Below are 12,610 nucleotides of genomic sequence, written 5' to 3' on the forward strand. Positions count from 1 at the left end.
CTTCCATCAAATCAAGACCTTAAGAACTTTAAAGCCTCTTCCACGGATGCATCTTCGTGGACTATCATCGAAATGGCTCTCGTCATCTTCTTGGGGTCGTCATGTTGGAAGATATTACGTCCGATGGAAACGCCAGTCGCGCCAGCACTCATAGCCCCCTTTATCATTTCAAAGACTTCCTCGTCGCTGCTCATCTTCGGACCACCCGCAATGACCACGGGAACTGGACAACCTTTAACAACCTCCTTGAAGGTGTCGGGGTCACCAGTGTAATTTGTCTTTATTATGTCGGCGCCGAGTTCCGCACCAACACGAGCCGCATGCTTTACGTATTCGACGGCGTGCTCGTCCGTCACTTTCTTGCCGCGAGGATACATCATCGCAACGAGCGGCATGCCCCACTCCTCGCACTCACGAGCGACGGCGCCGAGTTCCCTGAGCATCTCAGCCTCGTTCTCGGCACCGACGTTCACATGCACGGAGACGGCGTCGGCGCCGAGCTTTATTGCCTCTGTGGCCGTCGCTACTAGGACCTTGTTCAACGGGTCGGGACCGAGCGAGGTGCTTGCAGAGAGATGAATGATGAGCCCAATGTCTTTACCATAACCCCGGTGCCCCGCCCTGACAATTCCTTTGTGCAGGATGACAGCATTCGCACCGCCTTCAGCAACGGCGTTCACCGCAATTTTCATGTCCTCCAGCCCTTTTATCGGTCCTGAGGTGACGCCGTGGTCCATCGGCACGATGACAGTCTTCCCACTCTCTCTATCGATAATCCTCTCGACCCTGATATCTTTACCTATCTTCGACATATTATCACACCCCTATGCTCCCACTTTTATAAAATTGTCGCTATATAGAGGGTGATGCGTAAGCGGAGACTGGGTAAGCAGAGACACTCTGCAAGGAGGGTGATTTATGGAGCTTGAGACGTCGAGAGCCATACTAAAAAAGTCTTTTGAGGATTTTTTGAGCTGCTTGGAAGCGGACGTGGCGGTGGTAGGCGCCGGACCTTCAGGACTAACCGCTGCGTATTTCCTTGGGTGCGCCGGCTTGCGCGTCGTGGTCTTCGAGCGGCGGCTCAACATCGGCGGTGGCATCTGGGGCGGCGGCATGATGCTCCCGAAAATCGTTATAGAGGCGGCGGCGACTCCTATTCTTAAGGAACTCGGCGTGCGCTTCGAAGAGGTGGCGGCGAGCGGTGGTGAAACGCTTTACGTGGCTGACGCCATCGAAACCGCCGCCTGTCTCTGTCTGGGTGCAATAAGGGCAGGCGTCAAAATTCTCAACGGGCTAAGCGTCGAGGACGTCGTCGTCGATGATCAACAAAGAGTGCGGGGCGTCGTCGTGAATTGGACTGCTGTTGAGCTCGCAGGCTTGCACGTGGATCCCTTAGCGTTCCGCTCTGAGTTCGTGATTGACGCCACGGGACATGAGTGCAACGTCTGCAAGCTCGTCGCGAAGAAAGTCGGACGACTCGCCACGAAAACCGGCGACGTCGTCGGCGAACGCTCGATGTTCGCAAAACAAGCGGAACAGGAAGTTTTGGAAAATACCCGTGAGATTTATCCCGGGCTGCTCGTCACGGGCATGGCGGCGAACGCCGTCGCCGGCGCCCACCGCATGGGCGCCGTCTTCGGCGGCATGCTCCTCTCAGGGAAAAAAGCCGCTGAGATCGTCATTAATAAGTTAAGGGAAGGCTCTGCCTGAAGCAAGAAAATCAATTTTTTAATTTTCATTTTTCTAAGAACCTCGAATGTTACTTTTAACTACGTTACGAGGTCTATGGCTGGTGTTAAATTTTTAAATCTCCTGCTAAAGACTTTAACGGCGTCATGACTCATAAGTTCAGAGTAGCGAAGAACACGTGTGGAGTTCTTGGCGGAACTAGCAATATTACTGATGACATGGTCCCATGAAAACCTACGAACGAGCTCCCCGAGTAGCTCTCTTCATTCTCTCAGCTCTTTCATCGCTCCCCCTCGGTTTTGAGTCTTGCACCTTTTTTATCAGCGGAAATGCCTTCGGCACCGCCTCTTCAGGATCAAGCTCTGCGAGCTCTTTTAGTTTGTTCTCGCTCAAAACGCCCTCCAGTTCCCAAAGCAAACCTGTCTCGCCTGCCCAGTAAAAGCCGAGCCTCCTCATTTGTTCTTTGATGTCAAAAGCGTTGTTTATCTTCTTTTTCCGAGGGATTTGCAATTTTGTAATCAAGCCCCGGGGGGGATTTGAACCCCCGACCTGCTGATTACAAGTCAGCCGCTCTTCCGGGCTAAGCTACCGGGGCGTCATGCGGCATCTTCACAGTTAAATATGCTCAACCTCATTTAACCTTGATGGTTTCGCGGAGGTTTAGCGGGGTAAAGGAGTCGGCAACGCTAAAAATGGGGAAGCTGGCAAAGGAGTTGAGAGCGCAAGGAAAACCGGTCGTGGACTTCACGCTCGGCGAGCCGGATTTTGACACGCCGTCGCACATCTGCGAGGCGGCGAAGCGTGCTTTAGACGAAGGACGCACGCACTACACGCAGGCTGCCGGCATTCCTGAGCTGCGGGGAGAAATAGCCGCCCGCCTTGGCGAGGAATACGGGCTTGACGTGCGTGCTGATGACGTTCTCGTGACGCCGGGGGCGAAGCATGCGATTTACGAGGCTTTCATGGCGACTTTGGACGCTGGCGATGCCGTTATTCTTGTGGAGCCGGCGTGGGTGAGCTATGCGGCGGCTGCGCAGCTCGCAAGCGGCGAGGTCGTCTGGACGAAGCGGTTTGCGGACAGGGGCGAGAAGGTAACTTACGAGTGTCTTGAGAAAGTCTTCACGCCGAAAGCCAAACTTATAGTCATAAATAGCCCGAACAACCCAGTCGGCTACGTCCTCAGCAAGAAGGAGCTTGAAGAGGTTGCAGAGTTCGCAAAGGATAAGGACCTGCTCGTCCTTTCGGATGAAATATACAGTAAAATAATCTACGGGCGTGAGCATATCTGTTTTGCGACGCTCGAAGGGATGGCGGAGCGCACGATTCTCGTGGACGGCTTTTCGAAGACATATGCGATGACAGGATGGCGAATCGGCTACGCTGTAGCGCCGCCCGAAATTCTGAACGCAATGCTCAAAGTCCAACAGCACTCCGTGACGTGCGCAACGTCATTCGCGCAGTTCGGGGCGCTCGCCGCCCTCCGGGACGAGCGGTCGAGAGAAAGCTTGAGGGAGATGGTTGCGGAATTCAGGCGGCGACGAGACTTGATAGTTGAGGGGCTGCAAAAGCTCGGCTTGCATTGCGAGCGCCCTGAAGGTGCGTTCTACGTCTTTGTAAATGTCGAGACGGCAGGTATGGACGGCATGACGTTCGCGGAGAAGTCGTTGAGGGAGCTTTACGTGGCGACAACGCCCGGCTCTGCCTTCGGTCCTTCCTGCAGCGGCTACGTCCGCTTCTCCTACGCTACGTCCACAGAAAGCATTAAGGAGGGGCTGCAAAGGCTTGAGAGGATGTTAGAGGGAGTGTAGCCTTAAGGGCGCGCCGCACTACTCTTCCTCCTCTCTCTTTTCTCTTCTTCTAAGCCTCGGCACGTTTTCGGGCACGACGCCGAAAAGCTCCTCGAAGTTTCGTAGTAGTGTCGTCTCTAAAGAATCAGCATCGGTTTTTCGCTGTTCCGCAATCTTTTCGTAGACGATGCGCACATTCTGCGGGACGTTCCGCTCCTCGCCCTCGAATGGCGATAAGTAGGGGGCGTCCGTCTCCGCAAGCAGAAGCGACGAAGGTGCTATCTTCGCCACCTTCTTCATCGTCTTGCTCCGCACGATGGACGTCGGCAGCGAGATGTAGTAACCCTCGTCCCAGATTTCAGAGGCGAGCTGTGGCTTCCCAGTGTAACAGTGGAAAACCGCCTTGCGAACGTCCTCGTCCACGACGAGCTTGAAGCCCTCCTCGACGGCGTTCCGCAAGTGTAGCACGACAGGCAAATCCAACTCCTTAGCAAGCCGCAAAAATTCGAGGAAAACTTCCTTAGTTTTCCTTATCTTCAAAGGCTCCTTGATCCAGTGGTAGTCCAACCCTATCTCACCTATGCCTATGATTTTCTTCTTGTTCTCGGCGATGAACTCCTGATACCGTTCTATGTCCTTGTCGCCGAGCTCCTCGACGTGAATCGGGTGTAGCCCCGCGGTCACGAAAATAAAGCCCTCGTGCTCGGCAGCAAGCCTTAAAGCATTCTCTGAGTCCTCAGGTTCAGTTCCGCTGACTACCACCGCCCGTAACACCATTTTCGCGTCTTCAATGACTTTCTCACGGTCCTCGTCGTATTGCTTGAACGTGAGATGGCAGTGTATATCTATGATTCCTAACACCCCCCTCAGATTTACGTAGGGATACCTTAACTAAGATTGTAACGGCTAAATAATTGATAAAAATGGTAAACGAGGAAGGGGGAAATATGGCGGCTTTTGCTCTTAGTCTTGCCGGTGGAATCTTAGTCCTGATGGGGGGTCCTCGGTATAGCTGCGAAGAAGGAGTAACTCAACTCCTTTCCTCAAGCCTATTTTTCCCCCTTAAATAGACGACGGTGACACTTTCTCTCAACAATCTTCGTTTCAGATTGGAATCATTAGTGAACACCGCCGCCCCCCGCTTTTTCGCAAGCTGTAGCAGTGCTTCGTCGACGCTCACCGCACTAACATCGGCAGCGTTGCACTCCTCCACTTTAACGCTCAGCAAACGCCCCTCAGCACGATATTTTCGCAATAGCTCCAATGCTAACTCCGCCGCGATCTTATGGCGACCTTTAAGCTTCTTCCGCACACGCTCAAGCTCGCACATCACTTCTTTCGGCACCAGCGCCCTCGTGTAGCCGAGCCGCTCGAGCTCGCTGAAAATGTCAACGTGGAACTGCGCAGGTATGAAAAGAGCATTCGTATCTATTATGACCTCTTTACCGCCCATCTCCGAAAATTGCATCAAGGTCGAGTTCGAAGCCGACGACCGGGTGGACAAGCTCGAAATTCTCTAATATTTCAGGATGGAGCTCACCGAAGACGCCGACATTCACGCCACCTATTATTATATCGCCTCTGCGCCCTTCTAAGAACGCGCTATCGTCGGAAGGCACAAACTTTACAGATGCCGGCGCCGCCAGAAGCTCCTCGAGCACGGCGTCCACCACCGCCCTAACCTCGGCAAAGTCGGCGTCTACGTGCATCGAGACCGCCGCAAGACTCTGACGCTCCTGCAGCGACGGCGGCGGGAAAACGGCTCCGACTTCAAAAATGCGTTGCGGTAGCTCGTAATGCCTGTTCAATGAAAGCACTTCGAGCAGGCTCGGTAACAGCGAAACCCGCAACATCGTATGCTCGGTAGTTATCGGCGACGCAACTTTGAGCAACGACGGTGGCTGCGGACGCCGCATCCTCAAAAACTGCCTCTCCTCGCTCGCCAGCGTGAATGTCATCACCTCTAAATACCCCAAGCCGGTCATGACATCCCGGGCGAGCGCCTTCCACTCCTCCGTCGGATGAATCTCGCCGACCGTCACCGTGCTTGGAAGCTCGCCGCCGATGTTCTCGTAGCCGTAGCCGATGGCTATGTCCTCAATAATATCCCAGGAGTGCATGATGTCCGTCCTGTATGCAGGAATGCTGACCTCAAGCTCATCGTCGCCCAAAATCTCAGCGCCGAGCCGCAAGCGCTCGCAGCACTCCCTGGCAGTCTCCGCAGTCAGCCGAACGCCAATAAGCCTTGTAGCGGCGCTGACGCTCACCCGCATTTTCCTTGCTTCGAGGTTCGGCGTGATTTTCGTTGTCGAATCGTGAACTGCGACGCTGTGAATCTCGCCGCCACGCTCCGCCAACGCACACACGATTATGTTCAGCGCAAGCGAAATTCCCGCCTCTTCGGTGCCCGTCACCTCTATGAAAATGTCTCTCGTCTCCTCTGTAACTCTTGTTAGCTCAGCGTTGATTATCGGCGGAAAAGAGAGCACATTGCCCTCATTGTCCTGAATCAGCGGGTAGCGGTCGAAGCCTTCGAGGATGAAGCTAAACGCTATACCTTTCGGGTGTCGCTCCAGAATTTCCTGCATGCTCATCTCTTCGTTGAAGTCCAGCGGCACGAACTTAAAATCTGGCGACGCCGCCAAGTAGTGAAACGGTGGCTTTACTCTCGAGAAATCATGCACGCCGACAGAAACCTTGGCACGATTCCGCCCCAAGCCCCAGTGCAAGTGCTCTTGGAGCTGCATTAGCGACTCTATCGCCCTCGAATCTAATTTTAAGTTGCGGACAAGCGCACAAACAACATGAGGACGCACGCCCTTTACCGAAGCATCCACGAGCATTTTAATGTCGGACTGCTTGACCTCAAACCTCGGAAGCCCCGCCTCAAGCTCGAGGAAGCCCCGCATCGCACGGGCGACGCCCTCCACGCTAAAAAGGTCCGGACGGTTCGGGAAGAACTCCACCGCAACATGATCCTCCTCGATACGCTCGATGTCGGCGCCGAGCATAGGCAGACGCTCTAAAATCACGTCTTTGCTCACGCCTGTCAGCCGCTCCAAGTCGTCATAATACAGTTTCACTACCGGCATCTCGACCTACCGCCTCCTTAACTTTTGGTTTCATCTTTAAGAATGTGTCGCTGCTAACTCCCGCGTCTTTAGCCAACCATAAAGAGAAGTGGCTGGACAAAGCTATGATGAAAAAATTGCTTAAGAATAGATACATTTGGGATCTACGCCCCAGCCGCTCCACCCCGCAATAAATTGCGGGGCATCCTTGGCGGTTTGTTGGGTTTCACACCACTACAACATATGTATCAGCTATTTTATCATGCCATCCCTGTCTATTTTTATCTATTAGAATCCAAAGAAAACCCAAACCAATCACCAAATTTGATATAATCATCCCAACCCATCTAAGAAACCCCCTTTTATATCCTATCGGACATGTCCCATCTGTTCTACACACTTTTATTCTCATCAATCTCATACCCAGTGTCATCCCCTTTTTTCCAAAGAAGTAAATGAAATACCCCGCACTTATTAAGAAAACTAAAAGAGGTCTAATTGCTTCAAATAAAGATAATGCAAAAGGGTGTGTAAATACTTCAAACCCATAACTCCAAAAAACAAAAACGAAACTAATTATATAACCTGCAATTGCTACAAGAATTCCATCTATAATATATGATACAAGCCTTATCCAAGCATCTGCTTTTTTCATGCCTAACATAAGTGACTTCCTCCCCGCACTGAAGTAAGGGGCATCCAACGGATGCATGAGGTTAGGGAGTGTGGTTCAGAACGAGCCGCCCCCGTCGGGCTGGGCACGCTGCCCCTGACCGCAGGATATACCCACGGACTCGTCACATATTCATAGAACACAAGTATATAAATACTTTCCCACCCGCCTCCCCTGCCCTCCTTTAAAGGGGATTAGCAGCAACATCTTCCTAAAAATTTAGAAGTTAAAACCGAAAAATAGGAAAAATTAAGCGGTGAACGCAGGCATCACCTTCTCAGTAATCAATTGTAGGGCATCTTTTTTCTTCTTGCCTAGGGGCGAGCCGAAGACGAACTGCGTGACGCCAGCTTTGAGTAGGGTCTCAATCTTGTTTATGCACTGTTCTGGCGTTCCGCTGACCGAGAACGCCTCTATGAAGTCGTCGTCCACGAGGGCGAAGGCGTCGGGTATTTTACCCTTCGAGATGAGCTCTTTCATCTTGTTAGCCTTTTCGACGTCGAGCCCGTGCCTTTCGAGGACGTTTTCTGGCGAACCTGCGGCGATGAAGGCTACAACTGGCGTTGCCGCCTTCTTTGCGTCCGCCTCGCTCTCTGCGACGGAGAAGCATGTGTAAGCGACGACGTCTACGTCTTTGAGCTTGCGGTTCGCCGCCTCCACGCCGCTTTTTATGTTCTTTGACGCCAGTTCGAAATCTTTTTCGTTGGAGGCGTTTATCAGGACGCCATCGCCAATCTCCCCTGCGAGCCTGAGCATCTTCGGGCCTTGCGCCCCGATGTAGATGGGTATTTCGTTAGGCGGTCTGAAGCTCATCCTTGCCCCCTCGAGCCGCACTGTCTTCCCGTCGAACCTCACGGGCTCTCCACTCCACAACGCCCTCAACGCCAGAACCGTTTCCTTCACCCGCGTCAGCGGCTTCTCCAGCTCGATGTTCAGAGCTGCGAGTGTGGAGCGGTCACCGGGACCTAAGCCGAGAGCCGCTCGCCCCTCTGAAAGCTCGTCTAAAGAGGCGACCGCCGACGCCGTCGAAGCGATGTGCCGCGTGTAAGGGTTCGTGACGCCGACGCCGAGGTTCATGACGTCAGTCGCCCTCGCAATCAAGGAGAGTGTCACGTATGGGTCTCTGTTCGTGTAGTGGTCGGTAATCCAGACGAAGTCGGCGCCGCCGAGTTCGAACCGCCTCGCATACTCCACAACCTTGTCCAGCGACATCGAAGGCACGAGCTCCACGCCGAACTGCACCCGCCGCTCAACAGGCTTCAGGACCTCCCGCGCGGGAAGTGCCTTCCGCTGGTCTTCTAAGATGCGTGCCGCCACCTGCAATGCGTTGAAGAACGCCTGCGGCGTGTATCTCCCCTTTATCAGCGCTATTATGTCCGCTCGCTCTCTCGGCGTCAGCGCCGCACGCTCGACGTCTTCGCTCGTTAGAATTGCGAGGATATCGTCGAGCAGCTCGTCCATCGCCTCTTTCCCGAACCTCTCCAGCCGCTTTAACATCCTTTCCACGCCATTCCTCGTGATTTCAGCCATTTCCATCCCTCACGTATGTCTTCTCAATACCTCTTGCGTCTTATCAGGGGCTACCTTTAGGCATGTCCCAATGGCATTTCGGAAGGCGTAAGCGGTGTAATGCCCCTTTATAAGCGCCATGAGCGTGTTCGCAGCCCTGCGGTCAAGTTCCGTATCAATCTCAGCGGCGAGCTCTACAAGCTCGTCGCTCAAATCTCGAAGTTCGGCATCACTCATCTCGGCAACCCGCTCAAGCACCGCCTCCATCAGCCGCTCCGCCTCGTCCTCGAACTCTACGGGCTTCAGCTCGAACTCCAGCTCGCCTCTTTCTACCTCTCTTTCCTTTTCAGATTCCATCTTCCTCATCACCTCCTTTTTCTTTAGACTTCGAGATAACAAGCCGATTTATGACGGCGAGAGTTTCCTTAGAGCTCGCTCGTGCACAAATGCTGAGCACGCTTTTCATCACGTCCCTCGTGCGCACGCCCTTCATCATCCGCATTATCGCAGTCTTCTCGGACGCCGCCAGCCTCACGCCGCTCTCCACAATTATCGAGAGCAACTCCTCGCTCAGCTCCTCAAGCTCGCCGTCGCCTAGCGCCATCACGTCGTCCAAGCGGCTTGTTATCTCGAAGAGGACACCGATGTCCTCGTGCTCACGCCTCGCAACGTCGGAGAGGGGTATCAAGCACATCTTGTTGTTCCGGACGAATACTACAAACTTTCTCACGTCCTTGAGGCGTATTCCCATCTTTTCGAGCTGCTTAAGCTCTTTACTGCCGAAATATAAAGATAGGCCCCGCTTTTCGCCCTTTTCATGCACGCTCACGACGAGAGGCTCATCCCGCTCCATCGGTGTCCCCAGTGTAACATATGTAACCAGTGGCATATAAAACTTTCGGTGAACATGTGGAAAAGCATTTATTGTGGTGCCGCCCAGTATATCTGATGAAAAGGGTCACCTTCGCCGACGTCGGCGACCTCGAGCGGATAAAGCGGGAAATCATGCTCTCTATCATTTATCCGTTAAAACGCCCCGATTTATACGAGCTTTACAAAAGGGGGCTGAAAAGCAGCATCCTGCTCTACGGTCCGCCGGGCTGCGGCAAGACTCTACTCGCACGGGCGACCGCCGGCGAGGTGCAGGCGAAGTTCTACAACATTAAGACCGCAGACTTGCTGAGCAAGTGGTATGGCGAGACTGACAAGAACATCCAGTTCGTCTTCGAGGAAGCACGAAAAAACTCCCCGGCAATCCTATTTTTCGACGAAATCGATAGTATTGGCTCGCATCAGGACGCCGAACACCACGAGCGGCGGGTCTTGAATGCGTTTTTGACGGAGCTTGACGGTTTTGAAGACCGGGGGGACGTGATGATTCTCGCGGCTACGAACTCCCCGTGGAGCATAGACCCGGCGCTCATGCGTCCGGGGCGTTTCGACAAGCTGTTGTTCGTGCCGCCGCCAGGATTCAAGGCACGGGTTGAAATTTTTAAGATTCATCTCCGAGGTAGACCCGTGGCTGAGGATGTGGACTTGCGGGAGCTGGCAAGGCTCACCGACGGCCACTCCGGGGCGGATATTCGGGAAATTTGCAACGATGCGGCGACCTTCCCGCTGGAGGAGGCGTTACAGGGCAAGCCGCCACGGGAGATTTGCATGGAAGATTTCCTTAAAGCGATAAAAAGCCGCCGCTCATCGCTCTTATACTGGCTGCGGGTGGCGAAGCTGAAGATTGTGGAAAGGAAGATGGAGGAGTTTTTTCCTGAGCTTTTTGAATATTTTAAGGAGCTGGGAGCGAGCGAGGAGAAGGTATTTGGGTATGCGTAGGGGTAGGCATGACTGAGAAGAAGGAAACGAAGGCTGCTGAGAAGGAGGTCTTGGAGCTTGTGGTCTCGGTGCAGCGGGCGGGCAACGAGCGGGGCAAGCGCATCTATTTCGACAGCAAGAGCATAGAAGAGATAAAAGAGAGGTGTGGCGACGATTTTTTCCTACTGACGGAGCGCACGTTACTGGCGTTCGTGGACCCTTCTGAGGAACGGGTCACGCTCACACCGCTCAAGGGCATCTATAAGAAGTACTTTTAAGTGTTCCGCCTGCTCCTTCGTCAGCTCAACGTCCACACGCCCGAATGTGATTATTATGTTTCCACCGACCATCGGCTGCACGTCAATCTCCATCCCAAGCCGCCTCTGCTCGTCATCATCGCTCATCGCTTCTTCACCATCGCTCAGGCATAAGGAGTAAGCTTTGGCATTATGCAGTCCTCTTCAACAAGTTCAGTGCTCAGGCAGTAATGCCCGGTCTCGGGGCGGATACCGTAGAGGACTACCGTGCGGTCGATCGTGGTTATCCTGAAGCAGGCGCTCGCCATCTCCATGATTTGCGGCGCCATCTTGAGCTCGGGCGTGATGCGGACGAGCGTGACGTCGCCTCTCGCCCTTGTCTGCAAGGCATATGCCGTCAGCTCTTTAATCGCATCGCTTAGCTTCCCCCGTTCCTCAAGCCTGTAGAGGTGCTCTATGACGTCCGTCCCTATTATCGTGAGCACGGGCGGGTCGAGCCCACCGATATATTTACGAACCATCGAAAGGTCGTCCTCTATGGACTCTCCCATCAAGGGGATGACGTTTCCACCTCTTACGCCCAGCTCTACCTCTTTCTTTACCTCTTCGCACAGCACCTCGTCCCCGCTCTCGGTCTTTTCCAGCTCGCATATCTCGAAAACGGTCACGTATCTGTTGTATGCATCCTCGCCGACGAACGACATGATGTGCGAGCGCACGTAGCGTTCGCCCCTACCCGAGAACGGTAGACAGACGACGTAATTCTTATTTTTGACGGCGTTCACGATCGAAAAACCGAATATCGTCAAGCCGCCCCATGCAGAAATGTCGCTACCCACGTCAAAGACGATGAAGCCTCCTCGTCTGTAGCCGCCGCCAAGCAGCTCGTCGAATTCTTTTATACCTGTTGAGACGTAGCCCTCGGTGTTAGAAAGCACCTTGGTTCTTGGGTTTTTGACCTTGTAGAAGCGGAATTCGGGGAAACTTCGGAACCTGCCGCCGTGCAGCGTGAACGGATACTTGTGTCGCAGAATCCTGATGCCCCGCAGCTTCTTTATCTCCAGCTCCCGTATCATCCTGTAATCCATGTCAAAACTCCGCATTACGACTATGCCATCAACCATGTAATCAAGAGTGCCTACGCTCATATTTTCGGAGACGAGCACGAGGTTTATTCGGGCTTGCCGCACGAGCTCGGCAATTGCCCCTTCGAGCGCAACAACCCTCTTCTCATCCTCAACTTGCGCTATCACGGCGTCCCAGCTGTCTATCACGATGGTCGCCGGTCTCTTTATTTTGCCAAGCCTCGAATACAGGACCTCGGGAAAGGATTGTATGCCGAACGGCGCATCCGCCGAGACGTAAAGCTTCGTCGCGTCTATAATGTTGAGCGGGGGGATGCTGTCTTCGAGCCACGGGAACTGCTCGTAGAGCGACGAGGGCGACACCCTTGTCGAAAGATAAACGCCATTAGAATCGCCAAACTCCTTGAGTATCTCAAGGGCGAGCATCGTCTTCCCGGTGCCCGGCGCCCCCTTTATCAGTAATGAGAAGCCCCTGTCCGAAGATAATGCCTCTACAAGCTCAGGGGGCATTCTTTTTTCCATCATTAATTAGAAAGTTTTCTTGATATAAAGCCTTGTCGCAGCTCTTTTTCACGCTCTTTTCGTCCTTCCAGCCTGTAAATTTCCACCTCTATGACCTTCACGTCCTTCTTGTGGAAATGGAACCTGCGTTTTAGCGGGAATTTGGCGTTTATCTTGTGCGTTATGACGTGGGGCGAGATAAACTTTCTGATGAAAGGTTCGGAGCCTG

14 protein-coding genes, 1 tRNA gene and 1 pseudogene are annotated in these 12,610 nt (G+C 53.5%); 4 read left to right on the forward strand and 12 right to left on the reverse strand.

The genetic code is table 11. From position 1 onward, the window contains the following. Positions 1-11: 11 nt before the first annotated feature. Positions 12-812 carry a 2-amino-3,7-dideoxy-D-threo-hept-6-ulosonate synthase gene (locus ACXJJA_RS04165; protein ID WP_456486969.1) on the reverse strand — a complete coding sequence of 267 codons (801 nt, stop codon included), beginning with the start codon at positions 810-812 and terminating at the stop codon, positions 12-14. 106 nt (positions 813-918) lie between these two features. Between ACXJJA_RS04165 and ACXJJA_RS04170 the strand changes: the two genes are divergently transcribed. Continuing rightward, complete coding sequence (locus ACXJJA_RS04170; RefSeq protein WP_456486970.1) at positions 919-1,710, forward strand: sulfide-dependent adenosine diphosphate thiazole synthase; 792 nt, start codon at positions 919-921, stop codon at positions 1,708-1,710. Positions 1,711-1,923: 213 nt separating this feature from the next. On the opposite strand, the gene ACXJJA_RS04175 is transcribed toward ACXJJA_RS04170, so the two are convergent. After that, positions 1,924-2,145, reverse strand: a complete 222-nt coding sequence (locus tag ACXJJA_RS04175) for a hypothetical protein (RefSeq protein WP_456486971.1) — start codon at positions 2,143-2,145, stop codon at positions 1,924-1,926. A gap of 65 nt (positions 2,146-2,210) precedes the next feature. Next, a tRNA-Thr gene (locus ACXJJA_RS04180) sits at positions 2,211-2,284 on the reverse strand. A 97-nt stretch (positions 2,285-2,381) separates the two neighbouring features. Here ACXJJA_RS04180 and ACXJJA_RS04185 point away from each other — a divergent pair. Further along, on the forward strand, positions 2,382-3,497 hold the full coding sequence (locus ACXJJA_RS04185) for a pyridoxal phosphate-dependent aminotransferase (protein ID WP_456486972.1): 1,116 nt from the start codon (positions 2,382-2,384) through the stop codon (positions 3,495-3,497). 18 nt (positions 3,498-3,515) lie between these two features. On the opposite strand, the gene ACXJJA_RS04190 is transcribed toward ACXJJA_RS04185, so the two are convergent. From ACXJJA_RS04190 to ACXJJA_RS04220, 7 genes are all read right to left on the reverse strand, one after another. Next, the gene (locus ACXJJA_RS04190) at positions 3,516-4,337 is read right to left on the reverse strand and encodes a TatD family hydrolase (protein WP_456486973.1); all 822 of its coding nucleotides are present in this window, start codon (positions 4,335-4,337) and stop codon (positions 3,516-3,518) included. A 169-nt stretch (positions 4,338-4,506) separates the two neighbouring features. Next, entirely contained in the window at positions 4,507-4,929 is a 423-nt protein-coding gene (locus ACXJJA_RS04195) for a type II toxin-antitoxin system VapC family toxin (protein ID WP_456486974.1), read from the reverse strand. Beyond that, complete coding sequence (gene pheT, locus ACXJJA_RS04200; protein ID WP_456486975.1) at positions 4,919-6,568, reverse strand: phenylalanine--tRNA ligase subunit beta; 1,650 nt, start codon at positions 6,566-6,568, stop codon at positions 4,919-4,921. Before pheT ends, ACXJJA_RS04195 begins: the two co-directional genes overlap by 11 nt. Positions 6,569-6,773: 205 nt before the next feature. Further along, the gene (locus ACXJJA_RS04205; RefSeq protein ID WP_456486976.1) at positions 6,774-7,211 is read right to left on the reverse strand and encodes an RDD family protein; all 438 of its coding nucleotides are present in this window, start codon (positions 7,209-7,211) and stop codon (positions 6,774-6,776) included. A gap of 258 nt (positions 7,212-7,469) precedes the next feature. Continuing rightward, positions 7,470-8,750, reverse strand: a complete 1,281-nt coding sequence (locus ACXJJA_RS04210) for a 5,10-methylenetetrahydromethanopterin reductase (RefSeq protein WP_456486977.1) — start codon at positions 8,748-8,750, stop codon at positions 7,470-7,472. Positions 8,751-8,759: 9 nt separating this feature from the next. Continuing rightward, on the reverse strand, positions 8,760-9,095 hold the full coding sequence (locus ACXJJA_RS04215) for a hypothetical protein (protein ID WP_456486978.1): 336 nt from the start codon (positions 9,093-9,095) through the stop codon (positions 8,760-8,762). Further along, positions 9,076-9,582, reverse strand: coding sequence for a hypothetical protein (locus ACXJJA_RS04220; protein ID WP_456486979.1), 507 nt, complete (start codon positions 9,580-9,582; stop codon positions 9,076-9,078). The genes ACXJJA_RS04215 and ACXJJA_RS04220 overlap by 20 nt, the downstream gene beginning before the upstream one ends. Before the next feature lie 95 nt (positions 9,583-9,677). Here ACXJJA_RS04220 and ACXJJA_RS04225 point away from each other — a divergent pair, with 95 nt between their 5' ends. Together ACXJJA_RS04225 and ACXJJA_RS04230 are read left to right on the forward strand one after the other, a co-directional pair. Continuing rightward, positions 9,678-10,559: an ATP-binding protein gene (locus ACXJJA_RS04225; protein ID WP_456486980.1), complete on the forward strand. Its 882-nt coding sequence runs from the start codon at positions 9,678-9,680 to the stop codon at positions 10,557-10,559. 8 nt (positions 10,560-10,567) lie between these two features. Next, positions 10,568-10,816 (forward strand): hypothetical protein, encoded by a 249-nt coding sequence (locus tag ACXJJA_RS04230; protein ID WP_456486981.1) that lies wholly within the window; start codon positions 10,568-10,570, stop codon positions 10,814-10,816. 143 nt (positions 10,817-10,959) lie between these two features. Here the strand turns inward: ACXJJA_RS04230 and ACXJJA_RS04235 are convergent, their stop codons facing one another. Both ACXJJA_RS04235 and ACXJJA_RS04240 read right to left on the reverse strand, forming a co-directional pair. After that, a complete protein-coding gene (locus ACXJJA_RS04235; RefSeq protein ID WP_456486982.1) occupies positions 10,960-12,405 on the reverse strand; it encodes an RAD55 family ATPase in 1,446 nt (481 codons plus the stop codon). Next, positions 12,405-12,610, reverse strand: a pseudogene (locus tag ACXJJA_RS04240) (hypothetical protein); the annotation flags it as partial. The pseudogene ACXJJA_RS04240 and the gene ACXJJA_RS04235, both read right to left, overlap by 1 nt.

The organism is Candidatus Alkanophaga liquidiphilum, assembly GCF_053996935.1.

What these genes read in the sequence shown, in the direction of transcription:
- ACXJJA_RS04225 (WP_456486980.1), top strand. Translation starts at nt 9,678, where the DNA reads ATGAAAAGGGTCACCTTCGCCGACGTCGGCGACCTCGAGCGGATAAAG.
- ACXJJA_RS04220 (WP_456486979.1), bottom strand. Translation starts at nt 9,582, where the DNA reads ATGGAGCGGGATGAGCCTCTCGTCGTGAGCGTGCATGAAAAGGGCGAA.
- ACXJJA_RS04175 (WP_456486971.1), bottom strand. Translation starts at nt 2,145, where the DNA reads ATGAGGAGGCTCGGCTTTTACTGGGCAGGCGAGACAGGTTTGCTTTGG.
- ACXJJA_RS04235 (WP_456486982.1), bottom strand. Translation starts at nt 12,405, where the DNA reads ATGATGGAAAAAAGAATGCCCCCTGAGCTTGTAGAGGCATTATCTTCG.
- ACXJJA_RS04230 (WP_456486981.1), top strand. Translation starts at nt 10,568, where the DNA reads ATGACTGAGAAGAAGGAAACGAAGGCTGCTGAGAAGGAGGTCTTGGAG.
- ACXJJA_RS04215 (WP_456486978.1), bottom strand. Translation starts at nt 9,095, where the DNA reads ATGAGGAAGATGGAATCTGAAAAGGAAAGAGAGGTAGAAAGAGGCGAG.
- ACXJJA_RS04165 (WP_456486969.1), bottom strand. Translation starts at nt 812, where the DNA reads ATGTCGAAGATAGGTAAAGATATCAGGGTCGAGAGGATTATCGATAGA.
- ACXJJA_RS04210 (WP_456486977.1), bottom strand. Translation starts at nt 8,750, where the DNA reads ATGGCTGAAATCACGAGGAATGGCGTGGAAAGGATGTTAAAGCGGCTG.
- pheT (WP_456486975.1), bottom strand. Translation starts at nt 6,568, where the DNA reads ATGCCGGTAGTGAAACTGTATTATGACGACTTGGAGCGGCTGACAGGC.
- ACXJJA_RS04195 (WP_456486974.1), bottom strand. Translation starts at nt 4,929, where the DNA reads ATGGGCGGTAAAGAGGTCATAATAGATACGAATGCTCTTTTCATACCT.
- ACXJJA_RS04185 (WP_456486972.1), top strand. Translation starts at nt 2,382, where the DNA reads ATGGGGAAGCTGGCAAAGGAGTTGAGAGCGCAAGGAAAACCGGTCGTG.
- ACXJJA_RS04205 (WP_456486976.1), bottom strand. Translation starts at nt 7,211, where the DNA reads ATGTTAGGCATGAAAAAAGCAGATGCTTGGATAAGGCTTGTATCATAT.
- ACXJJA_RS04170 (WP_456486970.1), top strand. Translation starts at nt 919, where the DNA reads ATGGAGCTTGAGACGTCGAGAGCCATACTAAAAAAGTCTTTTGAGGAT.